The organism is Olsenella sp. An188, from assembly GCF_002160255.1.
Taxonomy (GTDB): Bacteria; Actinomycetota; Coriobacteriia; order Coriobacteriales; family Atopobiaceae; genus Thermophilibacter; species Thermophilibacter avistercoris.
Window position 1 is genome coordinate 82724 of record NZ_NFKF01000005.1, and the last position, 20282, is coordinate 103005.

Below are 20282 nucleotides of genomic sequence, written 5' to 3' on the forward strand. Positions count from 1 at the left end.
AAACGCCCCTCCCGCCTCGCGGGAGAGCGGTCGTGAGCGCGTGCGCGGCAAGGACAAACGAGAGGTAGACATATGTCGGATGATGTGACTTCCGCACCCGCCGCCGAGGCAGCCAGCGCGCCCGAGGCAGAGGCCCAGCCCAAGCCGCGCCGCAAGCGCCGCACGAAGGCCGAGATGGAGGCCGCCCGCGCCGCCGAGGCCGCCGCCCGCGCCGCCGCGGAGGCGGCGGGCGAGCCCTGGCCGCCCAAGCGCCGTCGCGGCCGCCCGCGCAAGTCCGAGGCCGTCGCCGCCGAGGTCGCCGCGCCCGAGGCCGTAGCGCCCGCCGTCGAGGCGACCCCTGCGCACCCCGACGCCCCGGCGGCAGAGGCCGCGCCGCAGGAGGCCGCGCCCCGTCGCCGTCGCGGCCGCTCGCGCAAGGCAGCCGACGCCCAAGATGAGATGACGCGCATGACGCAGGAGGCGACCGTGGCGAGCTCCGAGCCCGGTGACGCCCCCGCGCAGACGCTCGCCCCCGAGCCCGCCCCCGCCGAGCAGGAGCGCGATCAGCTCGGCGAGCAGGGCGACAAGGGCGAGAAGGGCGAGCAGCGCCCCGGGCGCAAGCGCCGCCACCCCGGTGACCACGCGAGCGGCGCGGCGGGGCAGCAGCAGGGGCAGGGCCGTCGCCAGAACGGTCGCGACCGTCGCCGCAACCGCCGGCAGGACGTCGTCGCCGAGCCCACGCTCTCCCGCGACGAGCTCTCCGCGATGAAGGTCGCGGAGCTGAGGGCCAAGGCCTCCGAGCTCGGCATCGACTACGCCGGCGTGCGCAAGGGCGACCTCGTCGAGGCTGTCTTCGAGGCCGCGGCCCGGGCCGAGGGCTTCAGGACCGCCGACGGCATCCTCGAGATCGGCAACGAGGGCTACGGCTGGGTCCGGACCGGCAACTACATGGAGGGCGACGACGACGCCTTCGTGCACCAGCAGCTCATCCGCTCGCTCGGCCTGCGGCCGGGAGACCGCGTGGCGGGCACCGTGGGGCCGGGCCGCGCGGGCAGCAAGTACCCGCCCCTCCAGAGCGTGACCTCCGTCAACGGGAGGCCGCCCGAGAACCTCAAGGCCCGCCCGCGCTTCCGCGACCTCACCCCGGTCTATCCCAACGAGCGCCTGGTCATGGAGTGCGGCAAGGGCTCCATCACCGGTCGGGCCATCGACCTGGTGTCCCCGATCGGCAAGGGCCAGCGCGGACTCATCGTCTCTCCGCCCAAGGCGGGCAAGACCACGGTCCTCAAGAAGATCTGCCAGTCCATCGCCGCCAACAACCCCGAGGTGCACCTCTTCTGCCTGCTCGTCGACGAGCGCCCCGAGGAGGTCACCGACATGGAGCGTTCCATCCGCGGCGAGGTCGTCGCCTCGACCTTCGACATGCCGGCCGACAACCACACCCACGTCGCCGAGCTCGTGATCGAGCACGCCAAGCGCCTCGTGGAGCTCGGCGAGGACGTCGTGGTGGTTCTCGACTCCATCACGCGCCTCGCGCGCGCCTACAACCTCGCGCAGCCCGCGAGCGGGCGCATCCTCTCGGGCGGCGTCGACTCCGCCGCGCTCTACCCGCCGAAGAAGTTCCTCGGCGCCGCGCGCAACATCGAGAACGGCGGCTCCCTCACGATCATCGCCTCCGCGCTCGTCGACACCGGCTCCAAGATGGACGAGGTCATCTTCGAGGAGTTCAAGGGTACCGGCAACATGGAGCTCAAGCTCGACCGCGACCTGGCCGACAAGCGCATCTTCCCGGCCATCGACCCGGTCTCCTCGGGCACGAGAAACGAGGACCTGCTCATCTCCGCGGAGTTCCAGCCGCTCGTCTGGGGCCTGAGGCGCGTGCTTGCCAACATGAACAACGTCGAGCGCGCCGCGAACGCGCTCGTGCGCGGCCTCAAGGAGACCGACTCCAACACCGACTTCCTCATCAAGAGCGCCAAGAAGGCCTCGCAGACGGGCTACATCGCCTAGCGCCGCCCGCCATCGCGCGTCCGAGCCCGCCGCGTCCCGTGACGCGGCGGGCCTCTTGTGTGAGAGGCGCGCCGCGAGGTTCTTCTCGCCGCGCTAACCCCCTGCGGCTGGGCGGCCCTCCCGATCCCTCGGCCCCGTGGTCGCGCAAGACCCCGTGGTCACTCAAAGCCCCGTGGCTGCGCCAACCCCCGCGGCCGCGCTAACCCCCGTGGCCGCGCAAAATCCCTGCGATTGGGTGCGTCTCTTTATATGAGAAATTGATTTATAGTCAATCGAAGCTAAATAGCGACAGATTACGTTCAATCGAACGTAATCGTGGTCCCCATCTTACTTTCGCATCAAACTTGACACCCAATCGCAGGGGGTTTGTGCCAAAACGGACCACGCGGCGGACGCGGACCACGCGGCGCACGCGGGCCGACGCGCGGACGCGACAGCCCGGGCGACCGGGGCGAGAAGAACGGCGCGGCGAGAAGAACGGCGGGACCGGGCGGCCGGGCGCCGAGAACGGGTGCCGATTGGGGTCGTACTCACTTGCGCGCCCGGGTACAAAGCGGTTATATTCAAAGCTGTCCGCACATGGACAGGTCACGGTACACGAAGATGAAACGAAGCCCAAGCCGTTGACGCCGAATCCGTCCCCTTCCCGGGGGCGCAATCTCGTGGTTTGAAGCTCGTCTCGTCTTCCTGGCTCTGGGAGGAGCGGGACATATGATGCAGAGAAGGAACCCCGCCGTGCGCGCCGGGCTGCTGGGCGTCTCCACGCTCCTCGTGCCGGTCACCGCGCGCGCAGCCTCCCTCGCGGAGGCCATCGACGCGACCTTCGAGTCTCCCTCCCTCGCTTTCGCCGCCGGCGTCGCCGGGGGCGTGCTCGCCACCGCCTTCGCCGCGACGACCTTCGCCGTCGCGCACCGCGCCTCGGAGCGTGCCGAGCGCCGCGGCGGGTCCGGCCCGGCGGGCGACCCGCCCGCGCCCGCGTACCGCCCGCGCCACCTGCGCGAGCAGGCCGAGCCCCAGGACGGGCAGGGGGGTGGGGGCCAGGAGCCGCACGGTCCCAGCCACGCCGCGAGCAGCTACGAGCAGATCGCCGAGAACTACGCGCGCCGCGCGAGCTTCCGCGCGCGGATGGCGCGCCGCGCCGAGGGCGTGGCCGCGACGCTGCGCGAGCGCATGGGGGCCTCCATGATGGAGGGCGTCCCCGTGATCGAGCGTGCCGACGGCTCCGTGGGCGACGTCGGCACATCGTGGTGGACGCGCGCCGTGGGCGCCGACGCCATCATCAGGGACTCCGGCTTCGCCGAGGAGGGCACCGTCGCCATCCCCTCGGACTTCTCCGCCACCGATGAGGAGCGCCTCGCCGCGGCCGCCCGCCGCGCCGAGGGCATATCGAGGCGCGTCGCGCTCGTCGACGAGGGCGCCTACCCCGAGCGGCGCACCGTCGACGACCTCGACGTGAGGGACGACTGGGAGGCCGCGCTGCGCTCGCTCGACGAGAAGATCGCCGCCGAGGCGCCCGTCCAGACCCCCTTCCTCGACAGCGTGGGCGACGCGGACACGCTCGACGAGCCCGACAACCTCGAGCCCGACACCTCCTTCATCCCGTTCAAGACGCCGGCCGGCCACCCCGAGGTCGTCGACACCGACTCCTACGTCGACTACCTCATCGAGGACGAGTTCTCCAAGAACTCCTCGACGGCCGCCCGCCGCAGCTCGCGCCGCTTCCTGCGCGTGCTGGAGGGTGGCACGCAGGCGACCTCGCGCCACCTCGCCGACCCCTCCGCGCCCAGCCGTCGCGGCTACGTGGGCAGGCACTTCTCCGGCGTCGAGGCGGCCGAGGCGTGAGGTCCCCGAGGGCGTGCGCCCCGGCGCGCGGCGGCGCCTCGCGACGCTGGCTCGTGGCGCTCCTGTGCTGGGTGGCCCTCGTCTGGGGGCACTCCCTCGTCCAGGGGCCGGCCTCATCGCTGGAGAGCGGGGCGGTCGTCGCCCTGCTGCGGCCCCTGTTCGAGGCCCTCGGCGTCACCGACGTCGACCTCATGTCGCTCATCGTGCGCAAGTGCGCACACTTCTCGGAGTACGCGGTCCTCGGCGTCCTGGCGCACGGCCTCTTCCGCGCGCGCCTGCGCGAGAAGGGCGAGGCGCCGCTGCCCCGCGCTCTTCTCGTCGCGCTCGTTCCCGTGGCGGACGAGTGCATCCAGCTGCGCGTTCCCGGTCGCTCCGGGCAGCCGACCGACGTCCTCATAGACCTCTGCGGGCTGCTCGCCGGCGCCCTGGCCGCATGGGCGCTCACGCGCGCGGTGGCCCGCCTGCGGGCGCGCTAATGTTTCTGGGCTGTTAGCAGCGTCACGGCTCGGTTAACAAATCCTCCACATCGCTTACCCGCGCCTGCCCGAGGGCGTACGGTAGCCACACGCTTTCACCGAGAACCGAGAAAAGCGACGGGAGGAGTCAATCATGTTCGAGAACGTATCGAGGCGCAACTTCCTGCAGGGCTCTGCGGTGCTCGCGGCGGGCCTTGGCCTCGCGGGCTGCAGCGGCGACGGCGGCGGCGACGCCTCCAGCGACGGCAGCACCATCAAGGTGGGCATCCTCGGCCCGCACACCGGCGACGTCGCCAACTACGGCATCGCCTGCCGCAACGGTGCCCAGCTTTACTTCGACCAGCTCAACGCCGACGGCGGCATCAACGGCAAGCAGGTCGAGTACCTCGTCGAGGACGAGCAGGGCGACCCCACCCAGGCCGTGACCGCCTACAACCTGCTCGTCGAGCAGGGTGTCGTGGGCATCGTCGGTGACGTCACCACCGGCCCCACCACCGCCGTCGCCCAGCAGTCCGTGAACGACAACATGCCCTGCGTGACCCCGTCCGCCACGGCGGCCGAGATCGTCACCTACGGCGACAACACGTTCCGCGCCTGCGTCACCGACCCCGAGCAGGGCCGCATCATGGCCGCCTTTGCCAACGAGCAGGGTTACAAGAACGTCGGCACCCTCTACCTCAAGGGCGACGACTACAACGAGGGCGTCAACAACGCCTTCGTCGAGGAGGCCCAGGCGCTCGGCATCACCATCACCACCGAGCAGTCCTACTCCGCCGGCGACGTTGACTTCAACTCCCAGCTCACCACCATCATCGCCACGAACCCCGATGCGATTCTCGCCCCCAACTACTACGAGGACGACGGCCTCATCGTCACCCAGGCCCGCCAGCAGGGCTACACCGGCGTGATCCTGGGCGTCGACGGCTGGTCGGGCGTCGCCGACTACGCCTCCGCCGAGGACCTGCAGAACTGCTACTACTGCTGCGCGTTCTCCTCGGCCAATACCGAGGGTCTTGCGGCGCAATTCACGGCCGACTACGAGGAGGCCTACGGCGAGACGCCGACCAACTTCTGCGCGCTCGGCTATGACGCCGCCATGGTCCTCGCCGGCGGCATCGCGGCCGCCGAGGAAGCCGGGCTCGAGGCCGGCTCCGACGAGTACCTCCAGGCCGTGATCGACGGCATCGCCTCCGGCTCGGTCGAGGGCGTCACCGGCACGATCGCCTACGACGGCACCGGCGACCCGGTCAAGTCCTCCCTGGTCCTCACCTTCGCCGAGGATGGCTCCGAGGAGGTCTTCGAGACCATCGACGCGTCCGCGTAACGCGCCATCCAGCCTCGTCCGGGGCACCGGGCTCGTGCTCGGTGCCCCTTTTCGCAGTCTTAGGGGGCGTGTCTCCGCGCACGCCCCCGTTCACGAGAGGAGTGATGTTGTGGACGGCGTCGCGCTGATAGTCTCGCAGGTCCTGAACGGCCTGCAGCTCGGTAGCATCTACGCACTCGTCGCCCTGGGCTACACGATGGTGTACGGCATCATCTTGCTGCTCAACTTCGCCCACGGCGACATCATCATGGCTGGTGCCTACATTCTGTGGATCATTCTCGCGCAGCTCGGGCTCAACCCGGTGATCGCGATGCTGCTCGCCGTGCTCGGGTGCACGGCGCTCGGCGTTCTCATCGACAAGGTCGCCTACGCCCCGCTGAGAAACGCCCCGCGACTCTCGGTGCTCATCACCGCCATCGGCGTCTCCTACTTCCTCGAGAACGGCGCCCAGCTCGTCTTCGGGGCCGACGCCAAGGTGGTCCCCTCGTTCGCGCCGGTCTCGAACATTCAGGTCGGGGGGCTCTCCCTCTCCTTCGTCGCGCTCGTCACGGTGCTCGTCACCGCGGCGTCCACGATCGTCCTGACGTTCCTCGTCCAGAAGACCAAGCTCGGCAAGGCCATGCGCGCGGTGTCGGAGGACATGGGCGCTGCGCGCCTCATGGGGGTCAACGTCAACAACACAATCACCTTCACCTTCGCCGTCGGCTCCGCCCTCGCCGGCATCGGTGCCGTGCTCTACGTCATGGCGTACCCACAGGCAACGCCCACGATGGGAATGATGCTCGGCACCAAGGCCTTCGTCGCGGCGGTGCTCGGCGGCATCGGGTCGATTCCCGGAGCCGTGGTCGGCGCCATGCTGGTGGGCTTCGCCGAGGTCTTCGTCTCGGCCATCGGCCTGTCCGTCTGGCGTGACGCGGTCGTGTTCCTGCTGCTCATCGTCGTCCTCATCGTGCGACCCACCGGCATCTTCGGCCGCACCATGAGCGAGAAGGTCTAGGGGGTGTGAGCATGGAAGAGGAGCTCATGGCCAAGAGGCGCCCCATCATCTCCATGGGAGGGCGCGGTGGCGCCCAGGACGGGAAGAGGCGGACCCTGCCCATGCCCGTGCGCTACGCCATCAACGCGCTGCTCGTGCTCGTGGTTCTCGTGGTGGGGGAGCTCATGGTCGACGGCGGCGCCATCACGCGCTACCAGACCTCCGTCCTCCAGCAGGTCGGCGTCTACATCATCATGGCCGTCTCGCTCAACATCGCCACGGGCTACCTGGGGCAGCTTCCCCTCGGGCACGCGGGCTTCATGTCGGTCGGCGCGTACGGCTGCGCGATCTTCGTCATGCACCTGAGCGAGGCGCTCGGCATCGGCGCGCGCGACATCGTCGCCGGGGGACCCATGGTCGCGCTCGTCGTCTTCGCCGGCGTGGTCTTCGGCGGCATCTGCGCCGCGGTCGCGGGCGTCATCATCGGCATCCCCGCGCTGCGCCTCAAGGGCGACTACCTCGCTATCATCACGCTCGCCTTCGCCGAGATCATCCGCGTGGTCATGCTCAACATCGACGACGTGCTCGGCTTCGAGCTCACGCGCGGCGCCGCCGGCCTCACGGGCATACCCAGCTACTCTAACTTCCTGAACGTGTTTCTCGCCGTGGCGGTCGTGTGCTTCCTCGTCCATACGATGATGAAGTCGCGTCACGGCCGCGCGATCCTGGCCATCCGCGACAACGAGATCGCAGCCGAGGCGACGGGCGTCAACACGACCTACTACAAGACGCTCGCCTTCGTCGTCTCGGCGTTTTTCGCCGGCGTCGCCGGCGGGCTCTACGCGGGGTGCGTGGGCGTCCTCCAGCCGGCCAACTTCGGCTTCATGCAGTCGATCGAGATTCTCGTCATGGTGGTCCTCGGCGGCATGGGCTCGATGCTCGGCTCGGTGCTCTCCGCCACCGTCCTCACGATCCTGCCCGAGGCCCTGCGCGCGTTCTCGGACTACCGCATGATCGCCTACGCCGTCGTGCTCGTCCTCGTGATGATCTTCCGGCCGCAGGGCCTTCTCGGCAGCTACGACTTCTCGCTGTCGCGCGTCATCGAGCGCGTGATGAACCGTGACTTCCCGTGGGGGAAGGGCAGGGGCGGGGACGCCGAGAAGGACGCGGAAGCAGAGGGGGTGAGCGCCGATGCCGGCCGATAAGAAGAAGCGCCGCAGCGTGCTCGTACAGGTCGAGACGCCCAACCTGATTCCCGAGCGCGACCTCGGTACCATCCCGGTGCTCCAGGCCGAGCACCTGGGCATCGACTTCGGCGGCCTTACCGCCGTGGACGACTTCAACATCGCCATGGGCAGGACCGAGATCTCCGGCCTCATCGGCCCCAACGGGGCGGGCAAGACCACGATCTTCAACCTGCTCACCAACGTCTACAAGCCCACGCGCGGCACCGTGCTCGTCGACGGCTACGACACGGCGGGCAAGTCCGTGGCTGAGGTCAACCGCATGGGCATCGCCCGCACGTTCCAGAACATCCGCCTCTTCTCCAAGATGACGGTCGAGCAGAACGTGCTCGTGGGGTTTGGCAACTCGATGAGGACGCACCTCCTGGCCGACATGCTGCGCCTGCCGAGCCACTGGCGGCAGGAGGCGGAGTACCGCGAGCGCGCCCTCGAGCTTCTCGACATCTTCGGGATGCGCCGCTACGCGGACACGATGGCGGGCAACCTTCCCTACGGCGCCCAGCGCCGCCTCGAGATCCTGCGCGCGCTCGCCACGAGCCCGAAGGTGCTGCTGCTCGACGAGCCAGCGGCCGGCATGAACCCGGCCGAGACCGAGGAGCTCATGGAGAACATCCAGAAGATCCGCGATGAGTTCCAGATCGCGATTCTGCTCATCGAGCACGACATGTCGCTCGTTATGGGCGTGTGCGAGGTCGTGGGCGTGCTCGACTACGGCAAGATCATCGCCAAGGGGACGCCCGAGCAGATCCAGAACGACCCGCGCGTGATCGAGGCCTATCTCGGCAAACAGGAGGTGAAGTAGATGGCGGCGCTGCTCTCCGTGCGCGACCTGCACGTCTCCTACGGGGCAATCAAGGCGGTGCGCGGCATCTCGTTCGACATCAACGAGGGCGAGATCGTGACGCTCATCGGCGCCAACGGCGCGGGAAAGTCCACGACGCTCAACACCGTCGCGGGGCTCATCAAGCCCGAGTCGGGCTCGGTCGAGCTCGAGGGCACCTCGCTGGTGGGCGTGCCCGCGCACAAGGTCCTCCAGCGCGGCCTGGCGCTCTGTCCCGAGGGTAGGCGCGTCTTCACGCAGATGACCGTGGCCGAGAACCTCGAGATGGGCGGCTACACGCGCTCGGACGCCGAGAACCGCGAGACGCTCGAGCGGGTCTACGCGCACTTCCCGCGGCTCAAGGAGCGCCGCGGCCAGATCGCCGGCACGCTCTCCGGCGGCGAGCAGCAGATGCTCGCGATGGGGCGCGCCCTCATGAGTCGGCCGCGGCTGCTCATGCTCGACGAGCCCTCGATGGGCCTCGCGCCAATCCTGGTCCAGGAGATCTTCGAGATCGTCAAGCAGCTCAACGCCTCGGGGACCACGATCCTGCTCGTGGAGCAGAACGCCAACATGGCGCTCTCCGTGGCCGACCGCGCCTACGTGCTCGAGATCGGCACGATCAAGAAGACGGGCACGGGCGCCGACCTGCTCGTGGACGACGACGTGAGGAAGGCGTACCTGGGCGGCTAGCCGCCGCGGCGCGGCAGCCCCCTCGTCGTTGGCGGCGGACCTCCTCCCGGGTCCGCCGCCTCTTTTGTGCGCGAGGTTCTTCTCGCCGGTCCGGGCGTGCGTGTCCCGGCGCAAACCGGGTGCGGTTGGGTGGCATCCTTGATATGCGGCCGTTCCCCGCATCAAGGATGCCACCCAGTCGCGGCCGTTTCGTGGCAGGAACGGTCGCGCTGCCGCCGCGAGGGGATTTGGGGCCGTGACGGGCATCAAGGATGCCACCCAACCGCGCGGGGTTCGTGACGGATTCGCTCCGGCGAGAAGCGCGACGGGGGCAAGACGCCCAATCGCCCCGGTTTCGTGGCGCGCGGCCGACCCGCCCCTCGTCGTGTTCTTATCGTGAAGAAGTTAGAGACATCAAAATAGAGATTGAGACAATGATGCGCAAGTGACGGGCGCGCGGCCCTTGAGCTGCCAAGACGCAATCTTCCAGCACGCTTGCACGAATCTATCGGCTGACTCCGTCCGCGCGGATCGGCAAAAGGCCCTATCGTTCGCGCAACCGAGGGAGAGGAGCCGGACGTGGGCGAGAGGCTGTGTGTGGGATTCGAGAGCGCACGTGCCCTGTGGCGGGAGGTGGGTCATGCGGTCGCGGGGGACAACGAGGCGTCGGAGGGCCGGGCCCCGCTGCTCGTGAGAATCCTTTTCGAGGACGGCGCGGGCATCGACCTGAGGTCGCTTCCCTCGCGCACGAGGATCACCTCGGTTCCGGGGAGCGTGCGCGCCCGCGCGCTTCTCGCCCTGCGTGACGCCTACCCGGGGCTGGGGCCCGAGGTCGACGCGTGCGTGTCGCGGCAGTCGGGCCGCCATTGCGTCCGGGGCGCCCGGCTGCATCTCGTGACGGGGAGCTATCCCGCCGGCTCGTTTCGCCTCCTGGGCGAGGGGGTCCAGCTGGCCTCGCCCGAGCTCACGTTCCTGCAGCTCGCGCGCTCGCTTGACGAGGACCTGCTCGTCGCCTACGGGTACGAGGTCTGCGGCCTCTTCGCGCGCGACGCGGCCGGCCCGGGTTTCTGCAACTGCCCCGCGCTCACCTCGCGCGCCCGGATCGCGGACTACCTCGACCGCCTCGAGCGGGTGCGCCGGGAGCGGGGGGAGGGGATGCCCCCGGGGCTTCGTCGCGCGCGCCGGGCCCTGGAGCGCGTGCGTGACGGCGCGGCCTCGCCCGAGGAGGCGGTCGTCTCCGAGGTGCTCTTCTCGCCGAGGAGGCTGGGCGGGTTCGGGCTGCCGCCCGGCCGGCTCAACGCCGTCGTCCGGCTGAGCCGGACTGCAGCCGACCTCTTTGGCATGGGCTCATTCGTCTGCGACGTGAGCTGGGACGGGGCGCGCGTGGCCCTCGAGTACCAGGGCTCCCAGCACAAGCTACGCACGCGCCACACGTACGACCTGCGCAAGGGAAACGTGCTCGGTGCCGACGACCGGGTCGTGGTCAGGGTGGACCGCACGATGCTCGGACGCCAGGACCTCATGGAGGAGGTGGCGAAGTCCCTCTACCGGACGCTCGGGCTGCGCTGGCGCGAGCCGGACGCAGACGTGCGGACCCGTCAGATGCGTCTGCGCCGCAAGCTGCTGCTCGAGCTCGAGGGACGCTAGGGCCGGCGCGGCGCCGGTGGGGCGGATGCCGCGAAACCGGGGCGATTGGGCGTCTCGCCCCCGTCGCGCTTCTCGCCGGCGCGAATCCGTCACGAACCCCGCGCGGTTGGGTGGCATCCTTGATGCCCCTTGCCAGGGGATGGGCCCGCATCGGCTTTCCGGGGGCGCTTCTGCCACAAAAGCGGCCCGGTTGGGTGCCATCCTTGATGCGAAGGACGATCGCACATCAAGGATGGCACCCAACCGCACCCGGTTTGCGCCGGGGTGGGGCGCTGTCGCGACAGGGATGCCGTCCCGACCGCGCGCGGGGGAGAAGCGCGGGCGAGAAGCGCGGCGGCTAGTGGACCTCGACGGTCGTGCCGAGGGTGTTGGCGGGGAGGGTCTGCAGCCAGTAGCCGGGGCACGTCCTCCCGAGCGCGGCCGCCACGCGCGCGGCCGCCTCGTCGCCGTCGGCGACGGCGAGCATCGTGGAGCCGGACCCGGAGATCATGAACGCGCAGGCCCCGGCATCGACGGCCGCCTCGCGTAGGGCGTCGTAGTCGGCGATGAGCGGGGCGCGGTACGGCTCGTGCAGCCGGTCGTGGCACGCGGCGGCGAGAAGCGCGGCGTCGCCGGTCTCGAGCGCGCGCACCACGGCCACGCAGCGGCCCATCTGCCACACGGCCGTCTCGCGGGACACCTCGGTCGGCAGCACGCGCCGCGCGTCGGCGGTGCGCACCTCGTAGGGGGGCGCCACCGCGACGAAGCGCAGGTTGCCCGCCACGTCCATGCGCGTCGAGGTGGTCGTGCCCCCGTCCACGAACGAGCTCACGAGCCCGCCGAGAAGGGCCGGCGCCACGTTGTCGGGGTGTCCCTCGAGGCGCACGGCGAGCTCGAGCGCGCGCGTGCGGTCGAACCCCTCGGGGCTGAGCGCCATCGCCGCACCGATGCCCGCGATCACGCAGGCCGAGCTCGAGCCCAGGCCGCCCGAGAGCGGGATGGGGGAGAGGATCGTGATGTGCAGCGGCACCGGGTCCGTCCCGAGCTCGCGGCAGGCGTCGAGGTAGCTCGTCCACACGAGGTTGTCCTCGCCGCGGAAGCGCTCCTCGCACCCCACCACCTCGAGGCGCTCCGCGGGCGTCACGAGGAAGGTCGCGGTGAGGTCGAGCGCGAGCCCCAGGCAGTCGAAGCCCACGCCCACGTTTGCGCTCGTGGCCGGCACGCGCACGATGACCATGGGGCGCTCGCGCCCGTCGGCGCCGATCACAGGAACACCCGCGCGCACGCGCCCTCGACGAAGGCGCCCATGCGCTCGCGGTCGCAGACGTCGTCGTGGACGACCTCGCCCGCGCGCAGGCCGGAGAGCTGCTCCGGGGCGGCCGTGCCCGAGAGCCGCTCGAGCGCGTCCATGCAGGCGAAGCCGTTCATGCCGTCGGTGACCTCGCCGAGCGCCTGCAGCACGTCGGCGGAGAACTTGTAGGGGCTCGCGGTGGAGAGGCACACGCGCTCCGTGCCGTCCGGCTCCACGCCGTCGAGCACGTGCTTCGCGACCGCGGTGTGCGGGTCGATGACCACGTCGAGCTCCTCCCACGTCTGGCGGATGGTCTCGCGGGTCTGGGCGTCGTCGGCGCGTCCGCAGGAGAAGGTCGAGCGGATCTCGTCCATGACGCGCGGGGGCACCGTGTAGACGCCCTTCTCGGCGAGGTCGCGCATGAGCGAGGAGACGAGCTCGCAGTCCCCGTCGGAGGCGTAGTACAGCAGCCGCTCGAGGTTGGAGGAGACGAGGATGTCCATCGAGGGCGAGATGGTCTTGTGGAAGTCGCGGCGGCGGTCGTAGGTCCCGGTGGTGAGGAAGTCCGTGAGCACGTCGTTTGCGTTGGAGGCCACCACGAGCCGGCGCACGGGCAGGCCGAGCCTCTTGGCGAAGTAGCCGGCGAGGACGTCGCCGAAGTTGCCCGTGGGGACGCAGAACGTCACCTCGTCGCCGAGCCTGACCGCGGAGCGCCGCACGAGCTGGGCGTAGGCGTCGAAGTAGTAGGTGACCTGCGGGGCGAGCCGGCCGACGTTGATGGAGTTGGCGCTCGAGAGCGCAACGCCGCGGCCCGCGAGCCGCTCCGCGAGCGCGCGGTCGGCGAAGATGCGCTTGACCTCGCCCTGGCAGTCGTCGAAGGTGCCGCGCACCGCGCACACCGCGACGTTGCCGCCGAGCTGGGTCACCATCTGGAGGCGCTGGATGTCGGAGACCTTGCCGTGCGGGTAGAAGACGGTGACGCCCGTGCCCTCCACGCCCGCGAAGCCGTCGAGCGCCGCCTTGCCGGTGTCGCCCGAGGTCGCGGTGACGATCATGATCTTGCGGCCGTCGCCGCCGCGCGCGACGCTCATGAGGCGCGGGAGCATCTGCAGGGCCACGTCCTTGAAGGCGCAGGTGGGGCCGTGGTAGAGCTCGAGCAGCCAGTCGGTCCCGAGCGGGGTGAGCGGGCACACGGCCGGGGTGTCCCACTGCGCCCCATAGGCCCCCTCCACGCAGGCGGCGACCTCGTCGTCTGCGTAGTCGCCCAGCAGCGTGCCCAGCACGAGGCGCGCCGTGTCGTGGAAGCCCTGGGCGCACACGCCGGCGAGGTCGAGGGGCTTCTCGCCGAGCGCGTCGCAGACGTAGAGGCCCCCGTCCGGCGCGATGCCGGCGAGAATTGCTTGCTTGCTTGTTACGGAATCCTCCGAAGAGCGCGTGCTGTGGTAGAACGTGGTCACGGTAGCTCCTTGCGTCCGGGGCAGGTATGCTGATCTCTGATGCAATCATAGCCGCCGCCCGCGCCCGAGCGCGCGCCGGACACACACTCGAAAGATTGGACGCACATGAAGATCGCCCTTCTCGGCTACGGCACGGTGGGCCGCGGCGTGGACGAGATCATCTCTGCGCGCGTTCCCTCGCTTGAGGTCGCCCGCATCCTCGAGCTCCCCGACCGCCTCACCGACCCCCGCATGACCGCGAGCTTCGACGACATCCTGGCCGACGAGCAGGTCGAGCTCGTGGTGGAGTGCATGGGCGGCATCGAGCCCGCGCATACCTACCTCATGGCCGCGCTCGAGTCCGGCCGCCACGTCGTGACCTCCAACAAGGCCGTGGTGGCGGCCCACTTCGGCGAGCTCGCGCGCGCCGCCGCGGCGCACGGCGTGGGCCTGTACCTCGAGGCGGCGGTCGGCGGCGGCATCCCGTGGATCGCGGGCGTCGAGAAGGTCCGTCGCGTCGACGAGGTCACGTCCTTCTCGGGCATCATGAACGGGACGACCAACTACATCGTCGACGCCATGCGCCGCGACGGCGCGGACTTCGCCGAGGTGCTCGCCGAGGCGCAGCGCCTGGGCTACGCCGAGCGCGACCCCTCCGCCGACGTCGACGGTCTCGACGTGCTCAACAAGACCATCATCTCCGCCTCCGTCGCCTTTGGCGTGGCGTGCGAGAAGAACCTCCCCACGAGCGGCATCCGCAACCTGCGCGCCTCCGACCTGGCCCTGTTCGCCGCGCACGGGCGCACGGTCAAGCTCTTGGGCCGCGGCGTGCGCGAGGCGCAGCGCTACGCGGCGGCGGTGGAGCCGGTCGCCGTGGCGGCGGGCTCACTCGAGGCCAGCGTGCCCTCAAACTTCAACCTCGTGACGCTCGACGCCACGACGGTGGGCGAGCTCAAGTTTTACGGCCAGGGTGCCGGCAGCCTGCCCACCGGCAACGCGATCGTCCAGGACGTGCTCGACTGCGCCACCGGGGCGCGCCGCCCGACCTACGACTTCTCGCGCCCGCTCGCCTACGACCCCGCGCTCCTGCGCGGCGACTACGTCTACCGCACCGAGGCGCTTCTCGGCGACGCCGAGCCCTTCGGGGAGGGCGCCGTGGTCGTGCGCGGCCTCACCGCCGAGGCCGCCCGCGCGCTTCTCGCCGAGGCGCTCGCGACCGACCCGACCACGTTTATGGCCGCGCTCCCCCCGACGGGCGAGGGCCGCACGGCCGAACCCACCCAGGAAGGCTAGGTTCCCGCATGATCAAGATCGCAAAGTTCGGCGGCTCCTCGGTCGCCTCGGCCGAGCAGTTCCGCAAGGTCAAGGGCATCGTCGAGTCCGACCCCGACCGTCGCTTCGTGGTCGTGTCGGCCGTGGGCAAGCGCGACTCCTCGGACAACAAGATCACCGACCTCCTGCTGCTCGTGAACGCGCACATCCAGTACCACGTGGACTGCACCGCGCTTCTCGCCGACATCGAGCGCCGCTTCCTGGACATCGCCGACGAGCTGGGGCTCAAGTGGCCGGTCCACGAGCGCTTCCAGATCTTCGCAGACAACATCAAGAAGCACTCTCCCGAGTACATCGTCAGCCGCGGCGAGTGGTTCACGGCCCACCTCATGGCCGAGTACCTGCAGATGCCCTTCGTCGACGCCGCCGACGTGGTGGTCTTCCACCACAACGGGGACGTGGACATGGAGCGCACCGCGGCGCGCCTCAAGGACGTGATGGTGCGCGAGGGCTCCTTCGTCCTGCCGGGCTTCTACGGGGCCACGGTGGACGGGCAGATCAAGCTCTTCCAGCGCGGCGGCGGCGACATCACGGGCGCCATCCTGGCCCGCTGCATCGACGCGGGCCTCTACGAGAACTGGACCGACGTCTCGGGCTTCCTGTCGGCCGACCCGCGCATCGTCGAGAACCCGCGCTCCATCCGCCGCATCACCTTCGACGAGATGCGCGAGCTCTCCTACATGGGCGCCTCGGTGCTGCAGGAGGAGGCCATCTTCCCGGTGCGCGAGGTCAACATCCCCATCCAGATCAAGAACACCAACCGCCCGGGCGACGAGGGCACCATCATCCGCGAGAAGGCCCGTGCGGGCGAGGACGAGCACCTCATCACCGGCATCGCCGGCAAGCGCGACTTCATCTCCGTGCACGTGAAGAAGGCCCACATGTCGGGCGAGGTGGGCTTCGTGCGCCGCGCGCTCTCCGTCTTCGAGCGCTACGGGGTCTCGGTCGAGCACATCCCCACGGGCGTGGACTCGTTCTCCGTGGTGGTCAACGGCGCCGACGTGCGCGACTCCATCTACTCGATCATCACCGACATCCGCCGCGAGCTCGAGCCCGACGACATCACGATGGTCGACAAGCTCGCGCTGGTCTCCGTGGTCGGCCGCAACATGTCCAAGCGCAGCGGCACCTCGGGCAAGATCTTCGGGGCGCTCGGCGACGCGGGCGTCAACATCCGCATGATCACGCAGAGCTCCCAGGAGATCTCGATCATCATGGGCGTCGAGAACGACGACTTCGAGCGCGCCATCCAGGTGATCTACGACCGCTTCGTCCGCGACGAGATGGTCACCGCCAGCTGATGAAAAGAGACAGTCCCTTTTCATCATTCCGCAGAAAGGACCCGCCAATGAGCGAGAAGACCGTTGCAATCCTGGGCGCCACGGGCGTTGTTGGCCAGCAGATGCTCCAGTGCCTCGAGGAGCGCGACTTCCCTGTGGGACGCCTCGTGCCGCTGGCCTCCGAGCGCTCCGTGGGCAAGCCCGTGACCTTCCGTGGCGAGGGGGTTCCGTGCCAGCTCGCCGAGGAGGACGCCTTCGAGGGCGTGGACATCGTGCTCGGTGCCGCCGACGACGCCACTGCCCGCGCGCTGCTCCCCGAGGCCGTGAAGCGCGGTGCCGTGTGCGTGGACAACTCGCACGCCTTCCGCCTGGAGCCCGACGTTCCCCTCGTGGTGCCCGAGGTCAACGCCGCGGACATCGCCGGCCACCACGGCATCATCGCCAACCCCAACTGCGCCACGATCATCGGTCTTGTTCCGGTGTGGCCGCTTCACCAGGCCGCCGGCCTCACGCGCCTGATCGTCTCCACCTATCAGGCCGCCTCCGGCGCGGGCAAGCCGGGCCTCGACGAGCTCGTGCGCGAGATTCGCTGCGTGGCCGCCGGCGAGCCTGTGGGGGAGAGCAAACCCTTCCAGTACCAGCTCGCGGAGAACCTCATTCCGCAGATCGGCGGCTTCAACGAGGAGGGCTACACCTCCGAGGAGATGAAGATGCAGAACGAGGGCCGCAAGATCATGCACCTGCCCGAGCTGCGCGTTAACTGCACCTGCGTGCGCGTGCCCGTGGTGCGCTCGCACTCCGAGTCCATCACCTGCGAGTTTGAGCGTCCCCTCTCCGTGGAGGAGGCGCGCGCGATCCTGGAGGCCGCGCCGGGCGTGAAGGTCGTGGACGAGCCCGCGGCGAGCCGCTACCCGATGCCGCTCGAGACCTCCGACCAGGACCTCATCTACGTTGGCCGTCTGAGGCGCGACCTCTCCGCCCCCGAGGGCGTCTCCGCGCTCACGTTCTGGTGCTGCGGCGACCAGATCCGCAAGGGCGCGGCCACCAACGCCGTGCAGATCGCGGAGTACCTGGCGTAGGCCACTTCCTCAGGCCTGGCGAGAAGAACGGCGGGGTCGGCGCGTTGCCGGCCCCGCCGTCGTCGTGCCCGCGGGCCTTGCGGCGGCGGCCTGGGTTGCGGCGCGGGGCCGCGGTCGGGCCTCGGTTGGGCCGCCGCGACGTAAAGCCGCGGCGATTGGGTGGCATCCTTGATACGCGACCTCGCGGCGCGAGGTTCTTCTCGCCCCTCTGGCAGCGTTTTCCCAGTTGGCGGCTGTCACGGAACGCCATGGCAAGCGAGCGCCATCAAACATGCCACCCAATCGCGCGCGGTTTCTGGCAGACGGGGCCGTCCTGCCGACGCGCGGGAGGGGAGACGCACAATCGGGCCGCTTTTGCGGCACGGCATCGCCCGTCGCCCGAGCCTCCTGCGCCTAGAACCCCGCGACGACCTCCGGCGTGAGGCGCTCCGCCACCGCAACGGCAACCTCGGCCGTCGTCCGCACGTCCTCGAGCGCGCAGATGGCCGTCCCCGCGTGGACGTGGCGGCACGGCACGCCGGCCACCACGCACGGGACGTCGAGCTGGTGGACGGGCCCGCCGTCGGTCCCGCCACCCTCGCGGACGGAGGTCTGGACGGAGAGCCCCGCCTCGGCTGCAGCTCGCAGAACGAAGCGCTGGTAGCGGGGGTTGGTGATCATGCAGCGGTCAAAATAGCGGAACATCGGCCCGCGGCGCAGGGCGGCCTGGACCTCGTCTGCGGGGGCAAAGGTGTCGTCGGCCGGGCAGCCCTCGAACATGAACGCGACGGCGGGCGAGAAGTGCCGCACGGCCGCGGCGACCCCGCGCTCGCCGACCTCCTCCTGGGCCGAGACCGACGCCACGACGTCAAACGGCAGGTCGTCGCGGCCGGAGAGCTCGCGCAGGGCCAGCAGCATCGCGCACACGCCCGCGCGGCAGTCGAAGGCCTTGCCGTGCGCGACGCCCGTGCGCCCGTCAAACGAGAACGAGGTCGCGGGCACGAACGGCTCGCCCATCCCCATGCCAAAGCGCCCGATCGCGTCCTCGCGCGACGTCGCGCCCACGTCGAGCGCGAGCGATCCGCGCCCGACGGCGCGCTCGGCCTCGCTCCAGAAGTGCGGGGGCTTCACGCCAACGACCCCGCGCACCCACGAGCCGTCTGTCGCGCGGACCCACACGTCCTGCCCATCCAGCGCGCCCGGCGAGAAGCGCCCCAGCTCGACGAAGCTCATCGTGCCGTTGGCGTGGATCGCGCGCACCATGCCGCCGACCTCGTCGCCGTGGGCGTCCAGCATGAGCACGGGCTTCTCGCCGGTGAAGCTGCGCGGCGTGATGAGGCCGTCGCGCAGCGTGTTCTCGTCCACGCGCGCCCAGCCCTCGCAGAACTCGCGGACCACGGCCAGCGTCTCGTCCTCAAAGCCGGACGGCGCCTTCGCGTCCGAGAGCGCGCCGAGAAGTTCTGCGACCTCGGTTTCGTTGATGTTCATGTCGATCCCTTCGCACGGCTACGCGGACAGTATATCCCGCCGCCCCTCCACCGAGCCCCGAGCGCCTCTGACGGAAGAGGCGCCGCCCACCGGCCTGCGGGGCCCTAGAATGCTCGGAAGGTTATCCCGGACGGGGAGGTGCCCATGGCAGACTCGTTGAAGGACCGCTACGACCAGCTCGTCGCCGCGTGGGTGGCGCTCTCCGACGAGCGGCGCGAGGAGCTTCTGCGTGACTTTGTGGTCGACTACGTCTACAACTCCGAGAAGATCGAGAACGAGGAGCTCACGTTTGCCACGGTGAGCCAGATCGTCAAGGGTGACGCCGTCAAGGACTACACGGGTGACGTCCAGGTGCTCGTCGAGGCGCGCAACCTCAAGATCTCCTGGGACCTCGCCCGCGCCAGACTCGCGGAGGATCCGTGCCTCAGCGAGGAGCTCATCCAGGAGGCCCATGGCCTCGTGACCATGGGCACCTACAAGGAGAAGCTCCTGCTTGCGGGCGAGCGCCCGGGCACCTTCAAGCTCGAGAACTACGTGGGCGGCCCGGCAAGCGTCGGCATCCCCGCGGTCGAGGTGCCTCACGCGGTGGGCGTCCTCGCGGACGACGTGAACTCGTACCTGGAGGAGGGCAGCCGCCACCTCACCATAGCCGCCTACCTTCACGCGCGCCTCTTCGAGATCCACCCCTTCGCCGACGGCAACGGGCGCACGGCGCGTCTGCTCATGAACGGCGTGCTGCTTGCCATGGGGATGCCGCCCATCGTGATCCGCGCGCAGGACCACGGCGCGTACCACGCGGGGCTCGACGTCTTCCACCTCGAGGGCGACATCGGCCCCTTCCGCCGCTTCCTGCGCAGCGAGACGCTGCTCACGTGGGAAGGCGTCCTCGGCTAGCCATGGCGAGAAGCTCCTCCGACCTTGACCGAAGCGGCCGCGGGCCGCGCCTCGGGTGCGGGTCGTGCCTGGGAGGGTGCGCGGCGACGCTCGTTCTTCTCGTCGCGCTCGCCGCGGTGCTCTGGGCGCTCCTGAGCTGCGTCGGCCCCTGAGGCGTGGAGGAAACCGGAATCCGGGAAAAAAGTCCTTGCATCGCCCGGCGCGGTAGTGCAAAATAGTCGAGCTGCCTGAAGAGGTCGCTGGATGGTGGGCGTAGCTCAGTTGGAAGAGCGACGGGTTGTGGTCCCGTAGGTCGAGGGTTCGAGCCCCTTCGCCCACCCCATACAACAGAATACGGATCGTTAGCTCAGCTGGTAGAGCAGGGGACTCTTAATCCCAAGGTCCAGGGTTCGAACCCCTGACGATCCACCATTCTTTGGATCGTTAGCTCAGCTGGTAGAGCAGGGGACTCTTAATCCCAAGGTCCAGGGTTCGAACCCCTGACGATCCACCATCGGAATCACGCGGCCGGGCGCCTAGGTGCCCGGCCGCTTT

The 20282-nt window shown here is 69.8% G+C and carries 17 protein-coding genes and 3 tRNA genes; 17 read left to right on the forward strand and 3 right to left on the reverse strand.

Annotated features, from left to right (window positions below):
* Positions 1-72 precede the first annotated feature (72 nt).
* The 9 genes from rho to B5F23_RS06695 all read left to right on the forward strand — a co-directional run bounded on the left by rho (position 73) and on the right by B5F23_RS06695 (position 10990).
* Positions 73-1989, forward strand: a complete 1917-nt coding sequence (rho, locus tag B5F23_RS06660) for a transcription termination factor Rho (RefSeq protein WP_087353019.1) — start codon at positions 73-75, stop codon at positions 1987-1989.
* 711 nt (positions 1990-2700) lie between these two features.
* Entirely contained in the window at positions 2701-3831 is a 1131-nt protein-coding gene (locus tag B5F23_RS09730; protein ID WP_158096139.1) for a hypothetical protein, read from the forward strand.
* Positions 3828-4307: a VanZ family protein gene (locus B5F23_RS09735; protein ID WP_158096140.1), complete on the forward strand. Its 480-nt coding sequence runs from the start codon at positions 3828-3830 to the stop codon at positions 4305-4307. The genes B5F23_RS09730 and B5F23_RS09735 overlap by 4 nt, the downstream gene beginning before the upstream one ends.
* Before the next feature lie 133 nt (positions 4308-4440).
* Positions 4441-5631 carry an ABC transporter substrate-binding protein gene (locus tag B5F23_RS06670; protein WP_087353024.1) on the forward strand — a complete coding sequence of 397 codons (1191 nt, stop codon included), beginning with the start codon at positions 4441-4443 and terminating at the stop codon, positions 5629-5631.
* Positions 5632-5755: 124 nt separating this feature from the next.
* On the forward strand, positions 5756-6628 hold the full coding sequence (locus B5F23_RS06675; protein WP_087353162.1) for a branched-chain amino acid ABC transporter permease: 873 nt from the start codon (positions 5756-5758) through the stop codon (positions 6626-6628).
* Between the two features lie 11 nt (positions 6629-6639).
* A complete protein-coding gene (locus B5F23_RS06680) occupies positions 6640-7812 on the forward strand; it encodes a branched-chain amino acid ABC transporter permease (protein ID WP_087353164.1) in 1173 nt (390 codons plus the stop codon).
* Entirely contained in the window at positions 7799-8653 is an 855-nt protein-coding gene (locus B5F23_RS06685) for an ABC transporter ATP-binding protein (protein WP_087353026.1), read from the forward strand. The genes B5F23_RS06680 and B5F23_RS06685 overlap by 14 nt, the downstream gene beginning before the upstream one ends.
* Positions 8654-9364, forward strand: coding sequence for an ABC transporter ATP-binding protein (locus tag B5F23_RS06690; RefSeq protein WP_087353029.1), 711 nt, complete (start codon positions 8654-8656; stop codon positions 9362-9364).
* 558 nt (positions 9365-9922) lie between these two features.
* Positions 9923-10990: a hypothetical protein gene (locus tag B5F23_RS06695; RefSeq protein ID WP_087353031.1), complete on the forward strand. Its 1068-nt coding sequence runs from the start codon at positions 9923-9925 to the stop codon at positions 10988-10990.
* Positions 10991-11327: 337 nt separating this feature from the next.
* Here the strand turns inward: B5F23_RS06695 and thrB are convergent, their stop codons facing one another.
* Entirely contained in the window at positions 11328-12236 is a 909-nt protein-coding gene (thrB, locus tag B5F23_RS06700; protein ID WP_241145818.1) for a homoserine kinase, read from the reverse strand.
* Positions 12233-13717, reverse strand: a complete 1485-nt coding sequence (gene thrC, locus B5F23_RS06705; RefSeq protein WP_087353034.1) for a threonine synthase — start codon at positions 13715-13717, stop codon at positions 12233-12235. The genes thrB and thrC overlap by 4 nt, the downstream gene beginning before the upstream one ends.
* A gap of 105 nt (positions 13718-13822) precedes the next feature.
* Between thrC and B5F23_RS06710 the strand changes: the two genes are divergently transcribed.
* From B5F23_RS06710 to B5F23_RS06720, 3 genes are read left to right on the forward strand one after another with little or no spacing between them, the layout of a single operon-like run.
* Positions 13823-14989, forward strand: coding sequence for a homoserine dehydrogenase (locus B5F23_RS06710; RefSeq protein WP_087353036.1), 1167 nt, complete (start codon positions 13823-13825; stop codon positions 14987-14989).
* 8 nt (positions 14990-14997) lie between these two features.
* The gene (locus B5F23_RS06715) at positions 14998-16329 is read left to right on the forward strand and encodes an aspartate kinase (RefSeq protein ID WP_087353038.1); all 1332 of its coding nucleotides are present in this window, start codon (positions 14998-15000) and stop codon (positions 16327-16329) included.
* Between the two features lie 47 nt (positions 16330-16376).
* Entirely contained in the window at positions 16377-17387 is a 1011-nt protein-coding gene (locus B5F23_RS06720; protein WP_087353040.1) for an aspartate-semialdehyde dehydrogenase, read from the forward strand.
* A 393-nt stretch (positions 17388-17780) separates the two neighbouring features.
* Here the strand turns inward: B5F23_RS06720 and B5F23_RS06725 are convergent, their stop codons facing one another.
* Entirely contained in the window at positions 17781-18854 is a 1074-nt protein-coding gene (locus B5F23_RS06725) for a M42 family metallopeptidase (RefSeq protein WP_087353043.1), read from the reverse strand.
* Positions 18855-18998: 144 nt separating this feature from the next.
* On the opposite strand from B5F23_RS06725, the gene B5F23_RS06730 reads away from it, so the two are divergent.
* The 5 genes from B5F23_RS06730 to B5F23_RS06745 all read left to right on the forward strand — a co-directional run bounded on the left by B5F23_RS06730 (position 18999) and on the right by B5F23_RS06745 (position 20241).
* Positions 18999-19748, forward strand: coding sequence for a Fic family protein (locus tag B5F23_RS06730; RefSeq protein WP_087353044.1), 750 nt, complete (start codon positions 18999-19001; stop codon positions 19746-19748).
* A 2-nt stretch (positions 19749-19750) separates the two neighbouring features.
* On the forward strand, positions 19751-19900 hold the full coding sequence (locus B5F23_RS09740) for a hypothetical protein (protein ID WP_158096141.1): 150 nt from the start codon (positions 19751-19753) through the stop codon (positions 19898-19900).
* 94 nt (positions 19901-19994) lie between these two features.
* A tRNA-His gene (locus tag B5F23_RS06735) sits at positions 19995-20070 on the forward strand.
* Between the two features lie 13 nt (positions 20071-20083).
* A tRNA-Lys gene (locus B5F23_RS06740) sits at positions 20084-20159 on the forward strand.
* 6 nt (positions 20160-20165) lie between these two features.
* Positions 20166-20241 (forward strand) — tRNA-Lys (locus tag B5F23_RS06745).
* Positions 20242-20282 lie beyond the last annotated feature (41 nt).